This is a genomic window from Pseudomonas sp. IT-347P (assembly GCF_949768005.1).
GTDB lineage: Bacteria > Pseudomonadota > Gammaproteobacteria > Pseudomonadales > Pseudomonadaceae > Aquipseudomonas.
Map to the genome: position 1 here is coordinate 173,526 of NZ_CATKPQ010000033.1, position 21,956 is coordinate 195,481.

Sequence of the window (21,956 nt, forward strand, 5' to 3'; positions counted from 1 at the left end):
GCAGAGCAAAAGATTGTCCGAACGCGGCCCGGGCCTTCGGACGATCTTTTGCTTCGACGATTTACCTACGGCATTCAACCAAGCCTTTCACCTGCCCGTCGGGCGTCTGATTTTCATCGGACAGCCACCGCACGAAACCTGCCGCAATCGCCGGCCACTCGCCATCCAGTATCGAGTACCACGCGGTGTCACGGTTCTGGCCCTTGACCACCATGTGCTGACGGAACACGCCTTCGAAGCTGAAACCCAGACGCTCGGCGGCGTATTTGGAGCGGGCGTTGCCGTTGTTGCATTTCCATTCGAGGCGGCGGTAGCCAAGGTCAAAGGAATATTTGGCCAACAGGTACACCGCTTCGGTGCTTCTCGGCGAGCGCTGCATCGGCGCACCGAAGGTGACGTGGCCGATTTCGATACGGCCCTGGGCTGGAACGATCGACATCAGGCTGAGGATGCCTTGCACCTGACCGCTGGCGCGATCAACGACGCTGAAGAAATACGGGTCGCTGGCGGCCGCGTGGTTGTTCAGCCAGGCGTTGAACGCATGGCGCTCCGGAAACGGCCCGTAGGGCAAATAATCCCAGAGTTTCGGGTCGGCACCAGGACCTTCGAGGGCGGCGAACAGCTGGTCGCCGTGGCGCGCCGGGTCGAGTCGTTCCAGGCGAATGAAGCGGCCTTCGAGCAGGGTGGCAGTGGGGGCGGGGACGCCTTTCCAGTCAGCAAGTGAAGCGGTCATGCGTGCGTCTCCTTAAAGGGCTTTGCGAAACTGGATGAAGCCCGGGCGTTCGGCGATGCGCTCGTAGAGCTGGATCGCAGTGGCGTTGGTTTCATGGGTCAACCAATGGACTTTGCAGCAGCCATCAGCCTTGGCGGTAGCGTAGACGTGTTCGATCAGCAGACGGCCGACGCCGCTGCCACGAGTCTCCGGCACCACCAGCAAGTCCTGCAGGTAGCAGGAGTTTTCGATGCTCCAGTTCGAACGATGATAGATGTAATGCACCATGCCCACCGCTTTGCCATCGGCCCACGCCAATGCCGCGTGGGTCGGTTCGCTCGGGTCGAGAAAGCGCTGCCAGGTGCTGTCGGTTACAGCGTCTGGCAGTTCGGTATTGTAGAAACGCAGGTAGGCCTGCCACAGCGGCAGCCACGCAGCGTGGTCGTCGGCGCTGACCGGGCGAATGTCGATTTGACTCATGGGGATTTCCTTAGCGCACCAAGCGGGCGAGGGTTTGATCATTGATGTCCGGGCTGGCGGCCAGACCTTCGCGCACGCCGGCAATGTCTTCGGCGCTGCGGTTCTGGCTGAGTTTGCGCTTGCCTTCGAGACGATCAATGGGAATGGCAAAGCCGACAATCGCTTTGAGCATGCCGTCGATGTAATCGGCCGGTGCGTCGGCAACCGACCACGGTTGCGCGCGGCCGGCTTCATGACGGTCGGTGAGGGTGCTGACGATGTCGAGCAGGCGCCCGCCGTCGCTGAAGGTTTCGGCGTGGCCATAGGCGTGCACGGCGATGTAGTTCCAGGTCGGCACGACTTTGCCGTGCTCGGCCTTGCTCGGGTAAAAGCCAGGGCTGACGTAGGCATCGGCACCGGCGAAGATCAGCATGGCTTCGGCGCCGTCGCGCAGGTCTTTCCACTGTGGATTGGCGCGAGCCAGGTGTCCGTACAACGTGCCGTACTCGCCTTGTTCGCAATGCAGCAGCACCGGCACATGGCTGGCCTGCAAACCGTTTTCGCCGTGGGTCACCAGAATGGCGAGGCGGGTGGCGAGGATCAGTTCGTGCAGTTGGGACAACTCTTCGATGGCAAAGGCGCGTGGCGTGTACATGGGCAGATTTTCCTTGGCGAATGCCAGCATCCTAGGCAGGCTATTGGTCTGTTGTAAGAGCCATTGATGAGCAATTTCATAGGTCCATTGCCATGACCGACTCACCGCCGTTATCCATGCCCTTCAACCCTGCGGGTATCGAGCTTGATCGCCGTCAGGGCTTGAGCCGCCAGTTGTATCAGGCTTTGCGCCTGCGGGTGCTGGATGGACGGCTGGCAAGCGGCACGCGCTTGCCGGCCACTCGCGATCTGGCGGCGGCGCTGGGGATTTCGCGTAACAGTGTGGTGCGCGCCTACGATCAGCTCTACGCCGAAGGCTTCATCGAGGGGCGAGTCGGTGACGGGACTTATGTCGCACAGGTGATGCCGGTGGCTTCGCCGAAGAAATTATCCACAAAACTATCCACAGGGTTTTCAACAGGCTTACCCACAGCCTTATCCACAAATTGGCTGGATTTGCCTGTGGTTCCATCCAGTAAAGTTATCCACAGTGGCGGTTTTTCGCGCATCGAAAACAATCATTTACCGAGGCCGCCCAGTGGTCCGCCGCGAGCATTTCGGGTCGGGGTGCCGGCATTCGATCTGTTCCCTTTTGAGGTGTGGGCCAAGCTGAATGCGGCTTTCTGGCGTAAGCCGGATCTGGAGCAACTGTGCTACGGCGATCCGTCCGGCGATGCGCGTTTGCGCGCCATGATCGCCGCCTATCTGCGCAGTTCGCGCGGCATGCAGTGCTCGCCTGAACAAATAGTGATCACCAGCGGCGCACAGCAAGGCATCAGCCTTTGTGCACAGTTGCTGGTGGAGCCGGACGATGGTGTGGCCATCGAGAATCCGGGCTACCGCGCGGCCGGTCATGCGTTTGCGGTGGCGGGCGCTCGTTTGCACGGTATTGCCGTGGACGAAGAGGGCATGGACTGCTCGGCCTTGTCGGCCTTCGGGGACTGTCGGGTGGCGTATGTGACGCCTTCTCATCAGTACCCGACCGGCGTGGTGATGAGCCTTGCCCGGCGCCTCGAACTGCTCGCCTGGGCCGAGCGCAGCCAAGGCTGGATTGTCGAGGACGACTACGATGGCGAGTACCGCTACACCGGTGCACCACTGGCGCCGTTGGCGGCACTCGATCGGCAGGGGCGGGTGCTGTATGTCGGCACGTTCGGCAAGGTTGCCTTTCCGGCGTTGCGCCTCGGTTATCTGGTGCTGCCGCCGGCGCTGGTCGATGCTTTCTCGCAGCGCCGGGCGGTGGATGTCCGCCATTCCGAGGTGAGTACCCAAGCGGTGATGGCCGAATTCATGGCGGCCGGGCATTTCCAGCGGCATATCCGGCGCATGCGCCGCGCGGCCCTGAGCCGCCGCAATACCTTGCTCGACGGTTGGCCAACCGCCATCGACGGGGTAGGCGATTTGCCCGCCGTCTCCGCCGGGCTGCACCTGGCCGTCGCCGTGGACAGCATCGAGCGTGAGCAGCAGTTGATTGCGCAAGCCGCTGGCGCGGATGTGGAGATCAACGGCTTGAGCAGCTACTGGCTGCCGGACTCCACGACGCCGCTGGATCAGCGCGCCGGACTGGTACTGGGCTTTGCAGCCGTACCTGAACCGGGCATTACAGCGGCACTGAAGCGCTTGCAGCAGGCTTGGCAGGCTTGAGCAACAGCGCCTGCGCAGCCTGGGCGGGTCTGGCTTTTACGGTTGCAACGTGAGCTGGATTATTGTTCGAAGCCCTCCAGCACGTTCACTGCGTTGATGCCGATTTCTTCTACGGCATAGCCGCCCTCCATGACGAACAGCGTCGGTTTGCCAAGGGCGGCGATGCGTTTGCCCATCGCCAGGTAATCCGGGCTGTCGAGTTTGAACTGCGAGATCGGGTCATCCTTGAAGGTGTCGACGCCGAGCGACACGACAATGACGTCGGCGCCGTAGCGATTGATCTCGTCGCAGGCCTGATCCAGCGCTGCACTCCAGACGTCCCAACCGGAGCCGGCGGGCAGCGGGTAATTGAAGTTGAAACCTTCACCGGCGCCTTCGCCACGCTCATCCTCGTAACCAAGGAAGAACGGAAACTCCGCTTCCGGGTGACCGTGGATCGAGGTGAACAGCACGTCGCTGCGCTCGTAGAAAATCGACTGCGTGCCGTTGCCGTGGTGGTAGTCGACGTCGAGGATCGCAACCTTTTTGTGGCCCTGATCAAGGAAGGCCTGCGCAGCGATGGCGGCATTGTTGAGGTAGCAATAGCCGCCCATCAAATCGCTGGCGGCGTGGTGTCCCGGCGGACGGCACAGGGCGAAGGCACTGCGTGCGCCGCGCTGAATTTCGGCTTGCGCGGTCAAGGCCACTTGCGCTGCGCTATACGCTGCTTGCCAGGTGCCGGCGGTGATCGGTGCGCCGCCATCGAAGCTGTAATAGCCGAGCTGACCGTGCAGGCTGGTCGGTTTGATTGCACGTAGCGTGCGCGCCGGCCAGGTGTAGGGCAGCAGATCGCCGTCGGTGTTGAATTCCGTCCAGCGCGCCCACGCGCCTTTGAAGAAGTCGAGGTACTCGCGGCTGTGGATGCGGGCGATCGGCTCCAGACCGAAATCCTTCGGCGCTTCGACCGCGCCGAGGTTTCGGTGTTTAACGCGCTGCAGAACGTGGTCGGCACGCGACGGCATCTCGAAGCACGGTTTGAGCTGGCCATCGATGAGTTCGCAACGGCCATGGTGCAGGTGATGATCGTCCGAGTAGATCGTCAGCATTTGTTGTTCTCCGCAGGGCTGATTCGGTTGCCCTCAGTGTTGCGGCCCGCGGCGAATCGGAAAACGGCAGGAAAGGCCAAAAGGGGATGGATATGGCCAAAAACACTGACCGCAATTCGCCCCTTTTAGGTCTGTTGATCTTCAGGCCCTGAACTGACTCGGTGCCACGCCGCTCCAGCGCACAAACGCATGGCGGAAACTGGCTGTCTCACTGAACCCGAGCGTTTCGGCAATGCGATAGATCGGCAACTGATCCTCACACAACATCTGCTTGGCCCGCTCGAAGCGCAATTCGTCGAGCAGCTCCTGATAGCTGCTGCCCATGTCCTTGAGATGCCGGCGCAGGGTGCGCGGCGAGCATTTCATTTGCTGGGCCAATCCCTCCAGCCCAGGCGCCGCATTCAACTGTGCACTGAGCAACTGACGGATTCGCCCCAGCCACGCCTGACGCCCGGTGAACTCCAGGTTTTGCTTGCGGCAGCGTTCGGCCATGGCTTGATGAGTGATGGCATCGGCCAGCGGCAGCGGTTGATCGAGCCAGTGGCGATCAAAGGCGAAGGCATTGTCCTTGGCGGCGAAATGCAGCGGGCTGTCGAAGTGCTCGGCATAACTGTCGCGATAGTCCGGGGCATCGTGTTCGAATCGGGTCGCGAGCAAGGGCAGCGGATGCCCGAGCAGGTCATCACAAATGACTTTCAGCGACACCAGGCAGAATTCGGCGTTGAACACCGCCATCGCCGCACTCTCACGATAGTCGGCAGCGACGAACCAGATACGCTCGCCATCGTCTTCCAGGCCCAGTTCGAAAAGTGTTCCCAACAGCGCCGGATAACGGATCGCCAGACGCAAAGCGTCACCGAAGGTGGCACAGGTGAGCAGGGCGTAACCAAGGATGCCGTAGCAGGAAACGTGCATGCGCCGGCCCAATTCCAGACCGATATCGTGTTTGAGCGCTACCGCGTTGGCGCAGACCTGCATCTCCTGATTGGTGGTGATGCGCGTGTCGGCGCGCTGCAGATCCGCCGCCGTGATGCCGCTGCCGGCCAGCAACGCCTCGCTCGACAAGCCTTCGGCGTTGAAGGTGTTGAGGATCAGAGAGACGGCGTTGAGGGTGGTGAGGTGGGAGTGGAGCATGGGTGCTTCCAGGTCAGGGGCCTGATTGAAGGTTAGCAAGGTGCATGCCGGGCAGCAGTCTGCTCAGGGAGCAGAAGGATCTTACTGTTTCACGGGGATAATTAAATATATTGGATTTGTCTCGTGAGATTAAGCAGATAATCAGTTGTCGGCAACTGTCAATGTTGACAGTTGTAAGGTGTGCAAGGTGTAGGTATATCGTAGGGTTGTTTTCGTTTGTAAGTTCCTTGCGTTTTAATGTTTGTCGGTCAATAAAGTTTTGCTTTTTAGTATAACTATCTGAATTCTGGAGTAAGGGAATACAATTATGAGTGCTAAAGAAACGGAAATAAATTTTAAGTCTGGTCGCTCGAAAAAAACCATAAACGGCACGATGAAAGCGGAGGTTGATGGGGCCGCTAAAGAGTTTGCCGCTTTCTTCTTTATTGAAGAGAGTAATGGTATTAGTGCAGCCTTTGGCAAGCGGGAGGGAGATTACGTGTCAGTGAGTAATATCGATGGTTATCTGCTTGTTTCCTATAATGTTGAAGGTGCTTCAATTCCTTGGGATACTGACGGCAGGGTGTTGGACATTAAGAAAGATTCTGTCAGTGGTAGATATTTTGGGAATTTTACGGCGCAATTCAGTGCGAGTGTTCCGCCCGATATCCCTAAAGCAGTGAGCGGTATCTTTGAAGTATGGGAAGATTGATAGTTATTGCGAGCCGCTGTCTTTGAGGTTCAATGAGAGCGGCTCGTCATTTCAATCCACGACGATGCTGGTTTAATTCTCAGGGTTGATCAGCTCGCCGCAGAGGTCGAGTTCAATCAGTCGGCGGACTTCAGCTGTTTCAACGCCTGCACCGAGCAGACCGTGCAACTTGCCGAACGCCGCCTCGCGGGTCATGCCGCCACCGGACAACACGCCAACGCCACGCAGCCGGCTGCCGGCCTCGTAAACGTCCAGCTCGACTCCACCTTCATGGCATTGCGTTACGGCAACTACTACCACGCCGTTATCCCGTGCCCGGTCAAGGCTTGCCAGAAACTCAGGGTTGTCGCTCGGCCCGGTGCCGCTGCCGTAGCACTCCAGTACCAGACCCTGGATGCCGCTGTCGAGCAGTCCGTCGAGGACTTCCGCGCTGATGCCGGGGAACAGTGGCAACACCGCCACCTTGGCCAGTTGCTTCGGCTGGTTGTAGTTCAACGATGCTGGGATCGAAGGCGCTTTGACACCGCCGCCCTGACGCTCCAGACGCTTGAACGGATGACGGCCGAAGCTGCGCACTTTCGCGCAACGGGTCGGCGCCAGCAGTTCGCCGTGGAAGTACAGATGCACGCCCGGCGCCAGGCCTTGGCCGAGGGCAACCAGTGCGCCGCTGAGGTTTTCCCAGGCATCGCTGTCAATCACACCTGCGGGCAACATCGAGCCGGTAAAGCACACGCGGGCATTCAGTCCCAGCAGCTGGAAGCTCATCGCCGCCGCACTGTAGGCCAGCGTGTCGGTGCCATGCAGGATCAACACGCTGTCGCAGCCTTGCACATCGACGGCATCGACCACTGCTTCGCGCAGTTGCTGCCAATAGGCGGGGGTCATGTTGGCGCTGTCGATCAGTGGCGACATCTCGCGAAAGCGCCACTGCGGCACAACGAGTTCAGGCTGACTGTGCAGGTAGTCGCGCATCCGCGTTTCGAAACCGGAGGCCGGGGCCAGACCGTTGGCGCTGGCCTGCATACCGATGGTGCCACCGGTGTAGAGCACCATGACGTGTTGGGCGGCGGGGTAGGAATTGGCAATCATCTGAGGTCTCCACAAGAGATGACATTGTAGGAGTGAGCCTGCTCGCGATAGCGGTTTGTCAGCCAACATAAATGTTGAATGAAGAACCGCTATCGCGAGCAGACTCACTCCTGCAAGTTATTGCATCACAATAACTGACGGGCGCAGGGGATGCGCCCGTCATTCACCTGTCAGCGTTGCGCTGCAGGCACGCCTTGCGGCTCGGCTTCGGTCTTGCCGGCTGGCGGGTTGGCCGGCCAGGCATTCAGGTCCAGATCCAGATCGGCAAATTTGCTGGAGTCGAACACGGGTTGCTTGACGCCCGCGCGGCGCTGCTCGTCGTAGTCGCGCATCACGCGCATGCCGACCTTGAACAGCATCGCCAGGGCCATCAGGTTGACGAAGGCCAGGCAGGTCATGGTGATGTCGGCGAAGGCGAACACGGTCGAAAGATCCTGCATCGAACCCCATACCACCAGCGCCAGTACCAGACCGCGGAAAACCATCAGCAGGGCGCGGTTGCGGCTGAGGAACTGCAGGCTGTTCTCGCCCAGGTAGTAGTTGTAAAGGATGCAGGTGAAGACGAACAGCGACAGCGCGACGCTGACGAATATACGACCCCAGTCACCGACCACGGCGGCCAGCGAGTTCTGCGTCAGGACGATGCCGTCACCTTCGAAGCCCGGAGTGTAGAAGCCCGACAACAGGATCAGCAGCGCGGTGCAGGTGCAGATCACGAAGGTGTCGAGGAACACGCTGAAGGCCTGAACCACGCCCTGAGCGCCCGGGTGTTTCACCGAGGCCACGGCGGCGACGTTCGGCGCACTGCCCAGGCCCGCTTCGTTGGCGAACACACCACGCTTGACGCCCATGACGATGGCGCTGCCGAGCAGGCCGCCGAAGGCCGGGTCGAGGCCGAAGGCGCTCTTGAAGATGGTTTCCAGCATGGCTGGCACGTGTTCGATCTGCGTGCCGATCACGTACAGGGTCACGCCGATATAGGCCAGGGTCTTGACCGGTACCAGCAGGTCGGACACTGCGGCGATGCGCTTGATGCCGCCGATGAAGGTGATGGCCAGCAGCACCGCGAGGACGATACCGGTGTGGCTCGGATCGAAATCAAAGGCGTTCTGCAGCGAGTGGGTCACGGTGTAGGACTGCAGGCCGATGAAGGCGAAGCCGTAGGTGACCAGCAGCAGGATCGAGAACACCACCGCCATGCCTTTCAGTTTCAGGCCGTGCTGGATGTAGTAGGCCGGGCCGCCACGGTACAGGCCGTCACCATCGGCGCGCTTGTAGACCTGAGCCAGGGTGCATTCGAAGAAGCTGCTGGACATGCCGACCAGTGCGGTCACCCACATCCAGAACACCGCACCCGGCCCACCGAGGGTCACGGCGATGCCGACACCGGCGATGTTGCCTGCACCGACGCGGCCGGCGAGGCTGAGCATCAGGGCCTGGAACGAGCTGAGTTGCCCGCCGCTGCTTTTCAGGCTGTCGCGGAACACCGCGAACATGTGCAAGAAGTGGCGCAATTGAACGAAACGCGAGCGAATCGTGAAGTAGCTACCGAGCCCGACAATGAGCACGATCAGTACTTTCCCTGAGAGGAAGTCGTTGATGACTTCGAGCATGGATTTTTCCTCGCTGTTTTTTGTGTGAGCAAATGCTGGATGGTAGAAATATCGTGTTACACCGGTGCGCGCGCGGCACGACAGGTGAGGCGATGGTTTCGTCCCGGATCCATTTCGCGGGTTTGTTATTAGTTCGGGTTTCGCATGGGTTATGGCCTCGTTACCGACGACCGCTCATGCGAAGAGGGGCGGCACTATACCGATCAGTGGCGCGCCCGTCTGCACAGTCGTGGTGCAAGCGACGAAACGAGGCTTTGAAACACCCGGCGTTACCGGCGCCGGGCTTGTGTGGGGGCTGCTCTTGTGTGGGAGCGGGCTTGCTCGCGAATGCGCTGTGTCAGGTTCCGTTGATGTCGACTGAAACGACGCTTTCGCGAGCAAGCCCGCTCCCACCTGAAGCAGTCCCCAGACATACGGGTCTCAGGGCAGAAAGTTAAAAAAAAGGGCTCGGGGACTAAATCCCCAAGCCCTCAAAAGGTGAGAGGTGTCTAGTCCCTCGACCTGGTGAGCGGTGCTACACGTAACGCGTCGGTTCAGGCTTTAAGCGGAACCAGACGCGGAGCAATCATGTTTTCCGGGCGCAGGATGTCGGCGAGCATGGCTTCGTCGAGCAGACCTTCTTCGCGCACCAGTTCCAGCACGCCGCGGCCGCTTTCAAGAGCAAGACCGGCGATGCGGGTGGCGTTTTTGTAGCCGATGTACGGGTTCAGTGCGGTGACCAGACCGATCGAGTGTTCGACCAGTTCGCGGCAGCGCGCTTCGTTGGCGGTGATGCCGACGATGCAGTGCTCGCGCAGCATGTCCATGGCGCGTTGCAGCAGGCGGATCGAGTCGAAGATCTTGAAGGCGATCAACGGCTCCATCACGTTCAGCTGCAGTTGGCCGCCTTCGGCTGCCATGGTCAGCGCCAGATCGTTACCAATGACCTGGAAGGCCACCTGGTTCACGGCTTCCGGGATGACCGGGTTGACCTTGCCGGGCATGATCGAGCTGCCTGGCTGACGTGCCGGCAGGTTGATTTCGTTGATGCCGGTGCGTGGGCCGCTGGACAGCAGGCGCAGGTCGTTGCAGATCTTCGACAGCTTGACCGCGGTGCGCTTGAGCATGCCGGAGAACAGCACGAAGGCGCCCATGTCGGAAGTCGCTTCGATCAGGTCGGCCGCCGGCACTACCGGTTGACCGCTGATCAATGCCAGACGCTGTACCGCCAGCGCTTGATAACGCGGGTCGGCGTTGATGCCGGTACCGATCGCGGTGCCGCCCAGGTTCACTTCAGTCAGCAGTTCCGGGGCCAGCGTCTTCAGACGGGCCAGGTCTTCGCCCATGGTGGTGGCGAAGGCACGGAATTCCTGGCCGAGGGTCATCGGCACGGCGTCTTGCAGCTGGGTGCGGCCCATCTTCAGGACGTGATCGAACTCTTTGCCCTTGGCCGCGAACGCCTGAATCAGGCTGTCGAGGCTGGCCAGCAGGGTGTCGTGACCCAGCAGCAGACCCAGGCGGATCGCCGTCGGATAGGCGTCGTTGGTCGACTGCGCCATGTTGACGTCGTCGTTCGGGTGCAGGTACTGGTACTCGCCTTTCTGGTGACCCATGGCTTCCAGAGCAATGTTGGCGATCACCTCGTTGGCGTTCATGTTGGTGGAAGTACCGGCGCCACCTTGAATCATGTCGACCACGAACTCTTCGTGGAAATCACCGCGGATCAATCGGGCACAGGCTTCGCTGATGGCAGCGTGCTTGGCTTCGCTCAGGTGACCCAACTCGCGGTTGGCGTCAGCAGCGGCCTGTTTGACCATTGCCAGACCGACAACCAGTTTCGGGTAATGCGAAATCGGAACGCCGGAGAGACGGAAGTTGTTCACCGCTCGCAGGGTCTGGATGCCGTAATACGCTTGAGCCGGTACTTCGAGGGCGCCAAGCAGGTCGTTTTCTGTGCGGAAAGATGCAGCGGAGGACATGATAGAAATCATCTCGATATGGACCCGGTCTGTGCCGGAACGCTGCGAATGCTAGGCTTGTGGGAAATTTTGGGCCAATGCTGTTCAGCGCTGCCCTATGCACATTCGGCATAATGCCCGTGTGACGCCGCGTACGCGGCAGACGTGTGACCTGTTTTGGTGCGTGTCCGGGAGGACGTGATGAATCTGGAAAGCAAATGGCTCGAGGACTTCAGTGCTCTGGCCGCCACCCGCAGCTTCTCGCAGGCGGCTGAACGGCGCTTCGTGACCCAGCCGGCCTTCAGCCGACGGATCCGCAGCCTGGAGGCTGCATTGGGACTGACCCTGGTCAATCGCTCGCGCACGCCGATCGAACTGACGGCGGCGGGGCAGTTGTTTCTGGTGACCGCACGCACCGTGGTTGAACAACTCGGGGAAGTGTTGCGCCATTTGCATCATCTGGAAGGCGGGCAGGGCGAAGTGATGCAAGTCGCGGCTGCTCACTCGCTGGCGCTGGGCTTCTTCCCGCGCTGGATTGCGCAGCTGCGAAATGAAGGGTTGAACATCGCCACGCGGTTGGTCGCGACCAACGTTGGCGATGCGGTGCATGCATTGCGTGAAGGTGGCTGCGATCTGATGCTGGCGTTCTACGACCCGGATGCGGCGATGCAGATGGATCCGGAGATCTTTCCCTCGCTGCATTTGGGCCAGACGGAAATGCTCCCGGTGTGTGCGGCGGATGCCGAGGGCAAGCCGATGTTCGATCTGGAAGGTGATGCGAGCGTGCCGTTGCTGGCTTACAGCGCCGGGGCGTTTCTCGGGCGTTCGGTGAATGGTTTGCTGCGCCAGCGTCAGTTGCGCTTTACCACCATTTACGAAACCGCCATGGCGGACAGCCTGAAGAGTATGGCGCTGGAAGGGCTGGGCATTGCCTGGGTGCCGCAACTGAGCGTGCGCGCGGAACTGGCCCGTGGCGAGCTGGTGGTGTGCGGCGGCCCACAGTGGCATGTGCCGCTGGAGATTCGCCTCTATCGCTGTGCGCTGGTGCGCAAGGCCAACGTGCGATTGCTGTGGCGCAAGCTCGAAGGCGGCGCTGCCCAAAACTCTTGAACCCACCCGCAGCCCCTGTGGGAGCGAGCTTGCTCGCGAAAGCGGTGTGCCAGACAACATCAATGTTGCCTGACACTCCCTCTTCGCGAGCAAGCTCGCTCCCACAAGGGATTTGCGGTGTTCTGTCGCTGACCTTCAGGTCAATAAAACCGGGCATTTGCAGCAGATGACAGATGGTCGTGCGGGGGGCTGTTTATTGCTTTCTTTGCGGTATACTGCGCGGCCTTCGGCCGGCACGTCCGGCCATTTTTCGTACAATCAAGCCACGCAACCTGCGTGGCTTGTTGTTTTATGACGCGCCTGCGGGCGCTCCAGAGAGAAGAGGCGCGACGATGAGTGCACTGGTTGGCGTGATCATGGGCTCCAAGTCCGATTGGTCCACCCTTAGCCACACCGCCGATATGCTGGAAAAGCTCGGCATCCCGTACGAGGTCAAAGTGGTCTCTGCCCACCGCACCCCGGATCTGCTGTTCCAGTACGCCGAAGAGGCTGAAGGCCGCGGCATCGAGGTGATTATCGCCGGTGCCGGTGGCGCAGCCCACCTGCCAGGCATGTGTGCGGCCAAGACCCACCTGCCGGTGCTGGGTGTGCCGGTGCAGTCGGCCATGCTCTCGGGCGTCGACTCGCTGCTGTCGATCGTGCAGATGCCAGCGGGCATTCCGGTCGCCACTCTCGCTATCGGTAAAGCGGGCGCAATCAACGCCGCGCTGCTCTCGGCGAGCATCCTCGGCGCCAAGCATCCACAGTTCCACGCGGTACTGAAGACCTTCCGTGCCGAGCAGACAGACAGCGTCCTGGACAATCCAGACCCACGTATTGCCTGAGGTTGTTGAGATGAAGATCGGTGTAATCGGTGGCGGCCAGTTGGGTCGCATGTTGGCTCTGGCGGGCACCCCGCTGGGCATGAACTTCGCTTTTCTCGACCCTGCGCCGGACGCTTGCGCCGCGGCCCTGGGCGAACACCTGCGGGCCGATTACGGCGATCAGGATCATCTGCGCCAACTGGCCGATGAAGTTGATCTGGTGACCTTCGAATTCGAAAGCGTCCCGGCCGAAACCGTGGCATTCCTCTCGCAATTCGTCCCGGTCTACCCGAGCGCCGAAGCCCTGCGCATCGCTCGCGACCGCTGGTTCGAAAAGAGCATGTTCAAGGATCTGGGCATTCCGACCCCGGCTTTCGCCGACATTCAGTCGCAAGCCGATCTGGATGCCGCCGTGGCTTCGATCGGTCTGCCGGCCGTGCTGAAAACCCGCACCTTGGGTTACGACGGCAAGGGCCAGAAAGTCCTGCGCAAGCCGGAAGACGTGGCTGGTACTTTTGCCGAACTGGGCAGCGTTGCCTGCCTGCTGGAAGGCTTCGTGCCGTTCACCGGTGAAGTCTCGCTGATCGCCGTGCGTGCCCGCGATGGCGAAACCAAATTCTATCCGCTGGTGCACAACACCCACGACAGCGGCATCCTCAAGCTGTCGGTGGCCAGTACCGATCACCCGTTGCAGGCGCTGGCCGAAGATTACTCGAGCCGTGTGCTCAAGCAGTTGAACTACGTCGGCGTGATGGCGTTCGAGTTCTTTGAAGTCGACGGTGGCCTCAAGGCCAACGAAATCGCCCCACGCGTGCACAACTCCGGGCACTGGACCACTGAAGGCGCCGAGTGCAGCCAGTTCGAAAACCACCTGCGCGCCGTTGCCGGCCTGCCGTTGGGTTCGACGGCCAAGGTTGGCGAGAGCGCAATGCTCAACTTCATCGGTGTGGTTCCGCCGGTCGAGAAAGTCATCGCTATCGAAGACTGCCATCTGCATCACTACGGCAAAGCCTTCAAGGCCGGGCGCAAGGTCGGTCACGCCAACCTGCGCTGCGCCGACATGGCCAAGTTGCAAGCGCAGATCGTCAAGGTCGAGGCGCTGATCGCCGAGTAACGACAGTTTCATGCGGCAGCGGCGGAACCATTCAAGGGCCGCCGTTCTCTCATGGCAGGATGCCAAAGTCTGACTAGGCTTTCGCATATCTACCAAATCAGAGGGAAATGCCATGGGAATTATCGGAACCATCTTTATCGGCTTGATCGTCGGCCTGCTGGCGCGGTTCCTGAAACCGGGCGATGACAGCATGGGCTGGATCATGACCATCCTGCTCGGTATCGGCGGTTCGCTGGCGGCCACTTACGGCGGCCAGGCTCTGGGCATCTATCACGCGGGCGAGGGCGCAGGTTTCATCGGTGCACTGGTCGGCGCGATCGTGTTGCTGGTGATCTACGGTCTGATCAAAAAGAACTGATCCAAAGCGACAAAGCCCTCTCTGCCAAAGTGGCCGGGAGGGCTAGAATGCTCGGCGATTCACTGTTCCTTCCTTCCTATACCGAGCACCTTCATGCGCCGTCTTCTGTTGACTCTCCTTTTACTGGGCAGCGGTTTGGCCCACGCCGGCGAACTGCCGGAAACCGACTGGCTCGAACTGATGCCCAAGTCGGACCAAAAGGCCCTCGAGGCCATGCCTGAAATCGACCATAACTCCCCGGAAGCCACCGGCACTTTCACCGAGAAGGGCGGGATGAAACAGGCCAAAGGTCTGCCGGCGGTGATGTACTCGACCAAAACCGTGGCCTCGATGAACGACAAACACATCCGCATCGGTGGTTACCCGGTGCCGCTGGAGTCCGACGCCAAGGGCCGCAGCACGTTGTTTTTCCTCGTACCGTATCCGGGCGCGTGCATCCACGTGCCGCCACCGCCACCGAATCAACTGGTGCTGGTGCGTTATCCGAAGGGTTTGAAGCTGGATGACATCTACACGCCGCTGTGGGTGACCGGCACGCTGAAGATCGAGAAGGTCAGCAATGATCTGGCTGATGCGGCGTATGCGCTGGAGGCGGACAAGGTGCGGGTGGTGCAGGAATCTGATCTCTAAGACCTGCACATAACAAATGTGGGAGGGGGCTTGCTCCCGAAGGCTATGCGTCAGTCAATGGATTCGTCGACTGACCATCACCTTCGGGAGCAAGCCCCTCCCACAATAGGTTTTGCGGTTTTGGTTAGAGCGGTTTGCTGGCGACGCTGACGCCCATCGTGTGGCTCGCACCCGGTGCCAGCGTGACCACGTCGTCCATCACGTTAGCGGTCTCGATGCACAGCATGCGCTGCCAGCCATCGTTATCCATGTCGGCCAACGCTGCCGCGCGATCGATCCACGGGTTCCAGATCACCGCCGTGCGCGAACCGGTGGCGGTCAACACAATGCGCCGTTCCCAGGTCGGGTCGACGATGCTCAACTGTGGCGGAGCGTCGAGGTAGATGCGGTCGGTTTCGCCGGCAAACTGCAGGTCACCTTGCTGACTGTTGATCTTCCAGTCATCCAGCGTCTCGATGTATTTCAAGCCATCCACGCCGTCGACGTGCACCTGGCGCACGTCGCTCACGGCGAAATATGTATGCAGCGCCTGACTGAGGGTAACGGTATCGGTGCCACGGTTATGGCTGGTCAGGCTGTAATGCAATTGATCCGACAGATGCAGGGTCAGGGTCAGATCGACTTCGTGCGGCCAGCCCGGCAGACCCGCTTCGGGATAAGGCAGCCTGAATTGGACCTTGATACCGCCAGCCTCTGATTCGATACCGCCCAGCTCCCAATCCATCGCCCGTACCAGACCGTGTGCGGGGGCCGGTTGCTCACCGGTATACATGGCCTGCACGCTCTGCGGGTTGCGTTCGAACTTGCCGAACCACGGCCAGCACACCGGCACGCCGGCGCGAATGCTTTTGCCAGTCTTGAACTCGGCCTTGTCGTTGAGCCAGATGATCGGCGGCTGGCCATCGACCTGATAACTGAGGATGTGCGCGCCTTGCTGGGCCACCAGTACTTCGGCCTTGCCGTGGCGGATGCGCCAGCAGTTCAGTTCATCCTGTTTCACGGCTTCAACGTTGGGCGTGTTCATGGGACAGCTCTCGATCAGACACTTGGGACGATTTATCGACCGCAAAACGGCCGCGAGGTTTAACGCGCGCGCGGTGGCACCGAGCGAGTGCGCCCGCTGCCGTCGATGGCAACGAAGACGAACACCGCTTCAGTGACTTTACGCCACTCGCTGGACAGCGGGTCGTCGCTCCACACTTCGACCATCATCTGAATCGAGCTGCGGCCGATCTCCAGGGTCTGGGTATAGAAGGACAATTGCGCGCCAACGGCGACAGGAACCAGGAACGCCATGCGATCGATGGCGACGGTAGCGACGCGACCGCCAGCGACGCGGCTGGCCATTGCGGTGCCAGCCAAATCCATCTGGGCCACCAGCCAGCCGCCGAAAATATCGCCAAAGCCGTTGGTTTCGCGTGGAAGTGCGGTGATTTGCAGGGCCAGGTCGCCCTGTGGGATCGGATCTTCTTGTTCGAGCTCTATCATGCCGGGGGGCCTCTGACCCGTGACTCTTCGTGGGTATTGCGGGTGGTAGCCGTCTTCAAGAAAAACGATTCAACACCGAACACACTGCGTTCGTCACGTTTTCCATCAGGCGCCTAAAGGGAAACTCTGCGAAAAAGGCTAAATCCCGAGCAAAGGCCGGGCCAACAACGTTTTCGCACAGTAACCTCTTACAAATCCTGCGCAGGTGGCGAGTATATCGGTCGGTAGACTCCGCGACGACCATCCGGTTCTGATTTTGACCGTCAATTACGCGCCTCTATGTGCTTTTTCGAACAATTTGCTATGGTGCCGAACCTGTCCAAGCCACCGCCAGCGTTGTTGTGGCGACAGATTCGACTATAAGAGAAGCCCTTGCCATGACCACAGCGCCTTCGAGCCTCGCGCAGCCCGAGCAACCCGCACGACCGTTGACCCGCAATGACTACAAGACTCTGTCGCTGTCCGCCCTCGGCGGGGCGCTGGAGTTCTACGATTTCATCATCTTCGTCTTCTTCGCCACTGTGGTCGGCAAGCTGTTCTTCCCGGCCGACATGCCAGAGTGGCTGCGCCTGATGCAGACCTTCGGCATCTTTGCTGCCGGCTATCTGGCGCGGCCGCTGGGCGGCATCGTCATGGCGCACTTCGGCGACCTGCTGGGGCGCAAGAAGATGTTCACCCTGAGCATTTTCATGATGGCCGTGCCGACCCTGATCATGGGCCTGCTGCCAACGTACGCGCAGATCGGCCTGTGGGCGCCGATCCTGTTGCTGCTGATGCGGGTCATTCAAGGCGCGGCGATTGGTGGGGAAGTGCCGGGCGCGTGGGTCTTCGTTTCCGAACACGTGCCGCAGAAGCATATCGGTTATGCCTGCGGCACCCTCACCAGCGGCCTGACCGCCGGTATTCTGCTCGGCTCGCTGGTCGCTACAGCGATCAACAGCATTTATACACCTGCCGAGGTTTCCGATTACGCCTGGCGGATCCCGTTCCTGCTCGGCGGCGTGTTCGGCCTGTTTTCGGTGTATCTGCGCCGCTGGCTGCACGAAACCCCGGTGTTCGCCGAACTGCAATTGCGCAAAGCGTTGGCCGAGGAAGTGCCGCTGCGTGCGGTGTTGCGTGATCATCGCGGGGCGATTGCGATCTCGATGCTGCTGACCTGGTTGCTGTCCGCCGGCGTCGTCGTGGTGATTCTGATGACCCCGACCGTGTTGCAGACGGTTTATCACTTCTCGCCGACCACGGCGCTGCAAGCCAACAGCCTGGCGATTATCTTCCTCAGCCTCGGCTGCATTGGCGCCGGCGCCCTGGCCGATCGCTTCGGCGCTGGTCGTGTATTCGTGTTCGGTTGCCTGGGCCTGCTGATCAGTTCGTGGACCTTTTACCACAGCCTCGCCGATCACCCGGACTGGCTGTTCCCGCTGTATGCGCTGACCGGATTGCTGGTCGGCACTATAGGCGCGGTGCCGTACGTGATGGTCAAGGCGTTCCCGCCGGTGGTGCGCTTCAGCGGGCTGTCGTTCTCGTACAACGTCGCTTACGCGATCTTTGGTGGCTTGACGCCGATGGTGGTCAGTCTGCTGCTGAAGGAAAGCGCGATGGGCCCGGCCTACTACGTGGCGGTGCTGTGCGCGATGGGGATTCTGGTCGGGGCATGGCTGTGGAAGAAGGGGCGCTGATCCAGACTCCGCATCAGTTGTTCTGATGCCATCGCGAGCAGGCTCACTCCTACATTTGGAACGCATTTCAAGTGTAGGAGTGAGCCTGCTCGCGATGGAGGCAACACGAATCATCCTGCAAAGAATCGAATGCTGGCCTTTCATCCAATTGTCATATTTCAGCCATAGAGTGTTCACACGGCCTGCTGATACTTGGCCCCGACTTAACACACCCTATCTGCTAGGAGTAAGGCATGAAACTGAAGCGTTTGATGGCGGCAATGACTTTTGTCGCTGCTGGCGTTGCGACTGCCAACGCGTTCGCCGCTGTTGACCCTGCTATCCCGAGCTACACCAAGACCACTGGTGTGTCGGGCAACCTGTCCAGCGTCGGCTCCGATACCCTGGCCAACCTCATGACCCTCTGGGCTGAGAACTACAAAAAAGAATACCCGAACGTCAACATCCAGATTCAGGCCGCTGGCTCCGCCACTGCGCCACCGGCGCTGACCGAAGGCACCTCCAATCTGGGCCCGATGAGCCGCAAGATGAAGGACACCGAACTGGCGGCCTTCGAGCAGAAGTACGGCTACAAGCCAACCGCTATCCCGGTTGCCGTGGATGCCCTGGCGGTATTCGTGCACAAGGACAACCCAATCCAGCACCTGACCATGGAACAGGTTGATGCGATCTTCTCGTCGACCCGTCTGTGCGGCGCCAAAGCCGACGTGAAAACCTGGGGCGACCTGGGCGTGACCGGCGACCTGGCCAACAAGCCAGTGCAACTGTTCGGCCGTAACTCGGTATCCGGCACCTACGGCTACTTCAAAGAAGAAGCCCTGTGCAAAGGTGACTACAAGCCAAACGTCAACGAACAGCCGGGTTCGGCGTCGGTGGTGCAGTCGATCAGCTCCTCGCTGAACGGCATCGGTTATTCGGGTATCGGTTACAAGACCGCTAGCGTGAAGACCGTTCCTCTGGCCAAGAAAGGCAGCTCGGAGTTCATCGAGGACACCGAAGAAAACGCCCTGAACGGCAAATACCCGCTGTCGCGTTTCCTCTACGTTTACGTCAACAAAGCCCCGAACAAGCCTCTGGCGCCGCTGGAAGCCGAGTTCGTGAAACTGGTGCTGTCGAAACAGGGCCAGGAAGTTGTGGTGAAAGACGGCTACATCCCGTTGCCAGCCAAGGTTGCTGCAAAAGCACTGGCTGACCTGGGTCTGCAGGAAGGCGGCGCTGTCGCAAAGAAGTAACAAATTGAGTCCGGAGTAAACACCTTCGGATTCCTGTGTGGGAGCGGGCTTGCTCGCCAAGAGGCCTTCAGATTCAGCATCTTCAGTGACTGAATCACCGCTTTCGCGAGCAAGCCCGCTCCCACACGACCCTCGAATTTTCCGATCCTCCTCCAGTCTCCGCTGGCGGTGGATTTGCTGCGTCACTGCATTGTCATCTTTCTGTCATACAGGATCGCTAGGGTGAGCGCATGAATGATCTGGCCAATTCCCACATGACTACTAATCCTCCCAAGCGCATTGATTTCAATACGCCTGAGCTGCAACGCAAGCGCCGCATTCGCGCGCTCAAGGATCGCTTCACCCGCTGGTACGTCCTCGTTGGCGGCTTGGCGGTGCTGGCAGCCATCACCCTGATCTTCTTCTTCCTCGCGTACGTGGTTGCGCCGCTGTTTCAGGGTGCCGACCTGACTGCGAAAGACCCGATCACCCCGGCCTGGATGCAGGACGCCGGCAAGCCGCTGATGATTTCGCTCGAAGAGCAGAATCAGGTGGCCATGCGCGTTTCCGACAAGGGTCAGGCATTGTTCTTCGATATCGACAGTGGCGCTGAACTGAAGCGCGTCGATCTGCCGGTGCCGGCCGGCGCCACCGTGACCTCGATTGGTGAAGATCAGCCGGGCCATCCGCTGGTGGCCGTAGGCCTTTCCAATGGTCAGGCACTGGTGTTCCGTCACACCTACAAAGTCAGCTATCCCGATGGCAAGAAAACCATCACCCCGGCGATTGAATATCCGTATGGCGAGACCCCGATCGCGCTGAACGAAGCCGGCGGTGCGCTTGAACATGTCAGCCTGAATGCTACCGACACGACCTTGATGCTGGTGGGTTCCACCGGTTCGCAACTCAATGTGTTGTCGCTGACCAGCGAAGAAAACATGATGACCGGCGAAGTCACCAACGAGCAGAAGCGTATCGATCTGCCGCAGATGACTGAGCCGGTGAAAAACATCTTCGTCGACCCGCGCCAGCAGTGGTTGTACGTGGTCAACGGTCGCGCTCAGGCCGATGTGTTCAGCCTGCGCGACAAGAGCCTCAACGGCCGCTACAAACTGCTGGAAAACGCTGACGCCGAAGTCACCGCAACCACGCAACTGGTCGGTGGTATTTCGCTGATCGTCGGCGACTCCAAAGGTGGTCTGGCCCAGTGGTTCATGGCCCGCGACACCGATGGCGAGCAGCGTCTGAAGCAGATCCGCACCTTCCAGATGGGCACCACGCCGATCGTTGAAATCAGCGCTGAAGAACGCCGCAAAGGCTTCCTCGCGCTGGATGCCAGCGGCAAGCTCGGTGTGTTCCACAGCACCGCGCACCGCACCTTGCTGGTCGATCAGGTGGTTGAAGGCCAGGGTCTGTTTGGTCTGTCGCCCCGCGCCAACCGGGTAATCGTCGAAGCTGGCGGCAAGCTGCAACCGTTGCTGCTCGACAATCCGCACCCGGAAGTGTCGTGGAGCGCGCTGTGGAGCAAGGTCTGGTACGAGAACTACGACGAGCCTAAATACGTCTGGCAATCGACTGCGGCCAACACTGATTTCGAACCGAAACTGAGCCTCTCGCCACTGACTTTCGGCACCCTGAAAGCCGCGTTCTACGCAATGCTGCTGGCGGCGCCACTGGCCGTCGCCGCGGCGATCTACACCGCGTACTTCATGGCCCCGGGCATGCGCCGCAAGGTCAAACCGGTGATCGAACTGATGGAAGCGATGCCGACGGTGATCCTCGGTTTCTTCGCCGGCCTGTTCCTCGCGCCCTATGTCGAAGGGCATCTGCCGGGGATCTTCAGCCTGCTGATGTTGCTGCCGATCGGCATTCTGGTCGCCGGTTTCACCTTCAGCCGCCTGCCTGAATCGATCCGCCTGAAAGTCCCGGATGGCTGGGAAAGTGCGCTACTGATTCCGGTGATCCTGTTTGTGGGCTGGCTGTCGCTGTACATGAGTCCGTTCATGGAGAACTGGTTCTTCGGCGGTGACATGCGCATGTGGATCTCCCACGACCTGGGCATCACCTACGACCAGCGCAACGCTCTGGTGGTCGGTCTGGCCATGGGTTTTGCGGTGATCCCGAACATCTACTCGATCGCTGAAGACGCCGTGTTCAGCGTGCCGCGTGGCCTGACCCTTGGTTCGCTGGCTCTCGGTGCCACGCCGTGGCAGACCATGACTCGCGTCGTCATCCTGACCGCCAGCCCGGGGATCTTCTCGGCGCTGATGATCGGCATGGGCCGTGCGGTCGGCGAAACCATGATCGTGCTGATGGCCACCGGTAACACTCCAGTCATGGAAATGAACCTGTTCGAAGGCCTGCGCACCCTGGCCGCCAACGTCGCGGTGGAAATGCCCGAGTCGGAAGTCGGCGGCAGCCACTACCGCGTGCTGTTCCTCTCGGCGCTGGTGCTGCTGTTGTTCACCTTCGTCATGAACACCCTGGCAGAACTGATTCGTCAGCGTCTGCGCAAGAAATACTCGTCGCTTTAAGCAAAGGTAGAAGT

Annotated in this window: 20 protein-coding genes; 10 read left to right on the forward strand and 10 right to left on the reverse strand. The window is 60.3% G+C overall.

Going from position 1 to position 21,956, the window contains the following annotated elements:
* Positions 1-61: 61 nt before the first annotated feature.
* From ACM6IV_RS13550 to ACM6IV_RS13560, 3 genes are read right to left on the reverse strand one after another with little or no spacing between them, the layout of a single operon-like run.
* Complete coding sequence (locus ACM6IV_RS13550; protein WP_414870386.1) at positions 62-733, reverse strand: GNAT family N-acetyltransferase; 672 nt, start codon at positions 731-733, stop codon at positions 62-64.
* Positions 734-745: 12 nt separating this feature from the next.
* Complete coding sequence (locus ACM6IV_RS13555) at positions 746-1,192, reverse strand: GNAT family N-acetyltransferase (protein ID WP_414870387.1); 447 nt, start codon at positions 1,190-1,192, stop codon at positions 746-748.
* 10 nt (positions 1,193-1,202) lie between these two features.
* Positions 1,203-1,826: an FMN-binding negative transcriptional regulator gene (locus ACM6IV_RS13560; protein ID WP_414870388.1), complete on the reverse strand. Its 624-nt coding sequence runs from the start codon at positions 1,824-1,826 to the stop codon at positions 1,203-1,205.
* A gap of 92 nt (positions 1,827-1,918) precedes the next feature.
* On the opposite strand from ACM6IV_RS13560, the gene ACM6IV_RS13565 reads away from it, so the two are divergent.
* Complete coding sequence (locus ACM6IV_RS13565; protein WP_414870389.1) at positions 1,919-3,469, forward strand: PLP-dependent aminotransferase family protein; 1,551 nt, start codon at positions 1,919-1,921, stop codon at positions 3,467-3,469.
* A gap of 59 nt (positions 3,470-3,528) precedes the next feature.
* On the opposite strand, the gene ACM6IV_RS13570 is transcribed toward ACM6IV_RS13565, so the two are convergent.
* Both ACM6IV_RS13570 and ACM6IV_RS13575 read right to left on the reverse strand, forming a co-directional pair.
* On the reverse strand, positions 3,529-4,554 hold the full coding sequence (locus ACM6IV_RS13570) for a histone deacetylase family protein (RefSeq protein WP_414870390.1): 1,026 nt from the start codon (positions 4,552-4,554) through the stop codon (positions 3,529-3,531).
* 141 nt (positions 4,555-4,695) lie between these two features.
* Positions 4,696-5,688, reverse strand: a complete 993-nt coding sequence (locus ACM6IV_RS13575) for an AraC family transcriptional regulator (protein WP_414870391.1) — start codon at positions 5,686-5,688, stop codon at positions 4,696-4,698.
* Between the two features lie 307 nt (positions 5,689-5,995).
* On the opposite strand from ACM6IV_RS13575, the gene ACM6IV_RS13580 reads away from it, so the two are divergent.
* Entirely contained in the window at positions 5,996-6,379 is a 384-nt protein-coding gene (locus ACM6IV_RS13580; protein WP_414870392.1) for a hypothetical protein, read from the forward strand.
* Positions 6,380-6,451: 72 nt separating this feature from the next.
* On the opposite strand, the gene ACM6IV_RS13585 is transcribed toward ACM6IV_RS13580, so the two are convergent.
* The 3 genes from ACM6IV_RS13585 to aspA form a co-directional block, all read right to left on the reverse strand.
* The gene (locus tag ACM6IV_RS13585) at positions 6,452-7,468 is read right to left on the reverse strand and encodes an asparaginase (protein WP_414870393.1); all 1,017 of its coding nucleotides are present in this window, start codon (positions 7,466-7,468) and stop codon (positions 6,452-6,454) included.
* Between the two features lie 170 nt (positions 7,469-7,638).
* A complete protein-coding gene (locus tag ACM6IV_RS13590; protein ID WP_414870394.1) occupies positions 7,639-9,081 on the reverse strand; it encodes an alanine/glycine:cation symporter family protein in 1,443 nt (480 codons plus the stop codon).
* Between the two features lie 533 nt (positions 9,082-9,614).
* Positions 9,615-11,039: an aspartate ammonia-lyase gene (gene aspA, locus ACM6IV_RS13595; RefSeq protein WP_194935750.1), complete on the reverse strand. Its 1,425-nt coding sequence runs from the start codon at positions 11,037-11,039 to the stop codon at positions 9,615-9,617.
* A 180-nt stretch (positions 11,040-11,219) separates the two neighbouring features.
* On the opposite strand from aspA, the gene ACM6IV_RS13600 reads away from it, so the two are divergent.
* The 5 genes from ACM6IV_RS13600 to ACM6IV_RS13620 all read left to right on the forward strand — a co-directional run bounded on the left by ACM6IV_RS13600 (position 11,220) and on the right by ACM6IV_RS13620 (position 15,033).
* Complete coding sequence (locus ACM6IV_RS13600; protein WP_414870395.1) at positions 11,220-12,128, forward strand: LysR substrate-binding domain-containing protein; 909 nt, start codon at positions 11,220-11,222, stop codon at positions 12,126-12,128.
* Positions 12,129-12,460: 332 nt separating this feature from the next.
* Entirely contained in the window at positions 12,461-12,952 is a 492-nt protein-coding gene (gene purE / locus ACM6IV_RS13605; RefSeq protein WP_007954291.1) for a 5-(carboxyamino)imidazole ribonucleotide mutase, read from the forward strand.
* A gap of 10 nt (positions 12,953-12,962) precedes the next feature.
* Positions 12,963-14,045 carry a 5-(carboxyamino)imidazole ribonucleotide synthase gene (locus ACM6IV_RS13610; protein WP_414870396.1) on the forward strand — a complete coding sequence of 361 codons (1,083 nt, stop codon included), beginning with the start codon at positions 12,963-12,965 and terminating at the stop codon, positions 14,043-14,045.
* 112 nt (positions 14,046-14,157) lie between these two features.
* Positions 14,158-14,403 carry a GlsB/YeaQ/YmgE family stress response membrane protein gene (locus tag ACM6IV_RS13615; RefSeq protein ID WP_007920223.1) on the forward strand — a complete coding sequence of 82 codons (246 nt, stop codon included), beginning with the start codon at positions 14,158-14,160 and terminating at the stop codon, positions 14,401-14,403.
* A gap of 93 nt (positions 14,404-14,496) precedes the next feature.
* Positions 14,497-15,033, forward strand: coding sequence for a DUF3299 domain-containing protein (locus tag ACM6IV_RS13620; protein WP_027610367.1), 537 nt, complete (start codon positions 14,497-14,499; stop codon positions 15,031-15,033).
* Between the two features lie 124 nt (positions 15,034-15,157).
* Here ACM6IV_RS13620 and ACM6IV_RS13625 read toward each other — a convergent pair whose 3' ends face one another.
* Positions 15,158-16,057: a D-hexose-6-phosphate mutarotase gene (locus ACM6IV_RS13625; protein ID WP_414870397.1), complete on the reverse strand. Its 900-nt coding sequence runs from the start codon at positions 16,055-16,057 to the stop codon at positions 15,158-15,160.
* Between the two features lie 59 nt (positions 16,058-16,116).
* Entirely contained in the window at positions 16,117-16,521 is a 405-nt protein-coding gene (locus ACM6IV_RS13630) for an acyl-CoA thioesterase (protein WP_003229628.1), read from the reverse strand.
* Between the two features lie 377 nt (positions 16,522-16,898).
* Here ACM6IV_RS13630 and ACM6IV_RS13635 point away from each other — a divergent pair, with 377 nt between their 5' ends.
* The 3 genes from ACM6IV_RS13635 (at position 16,899) to ACM6IV_RS13645 (ending at position 21,942) form a co-directional block, all read left to right on the forward strand.
* Positions 16,899-18,197, forward strand: a complete 1,299-nt coding sequence (locus ACM6IV_RS13635; RefSeq protein ID WP_414870398.1) for an MFS transporter — start codon at positions 16,899-16,901, stop codon at positions 18,195-18,197.
* A gap of 233 nt (positions 18,198-18,430) precedes the next feature.
* Positions 18,431-19,429 (forward strand): phosphate ABC transporter substrate-binding protein PstS, encoded by a 999-nt coding sequence (locus ACM6IV_RS13640; RefSeq protein ID WP_042608073.1) that lies wholly within the window; start codon positions 18,431-18,433, stop codon positions 19,427-19,429.
* A 479-nt stretch (positions 19,430-19,908) separates the two neighbouring features.
* The gene (locus ACM6IV_RS13645) at positions 19,909-21,942 is read left to right on the forward strand and encodes an ABC transporter permease subunit (RefSeq protein WP_414870755.1); all 2,034 of its coding nucleotides are present in this window, start codon (positions 19,909-19,911) and stop codon (positions 21,940-21,942) included.
* The last annotated feature ends 14 nt before the right edge of the window (positions 21,943-21,956 follow it).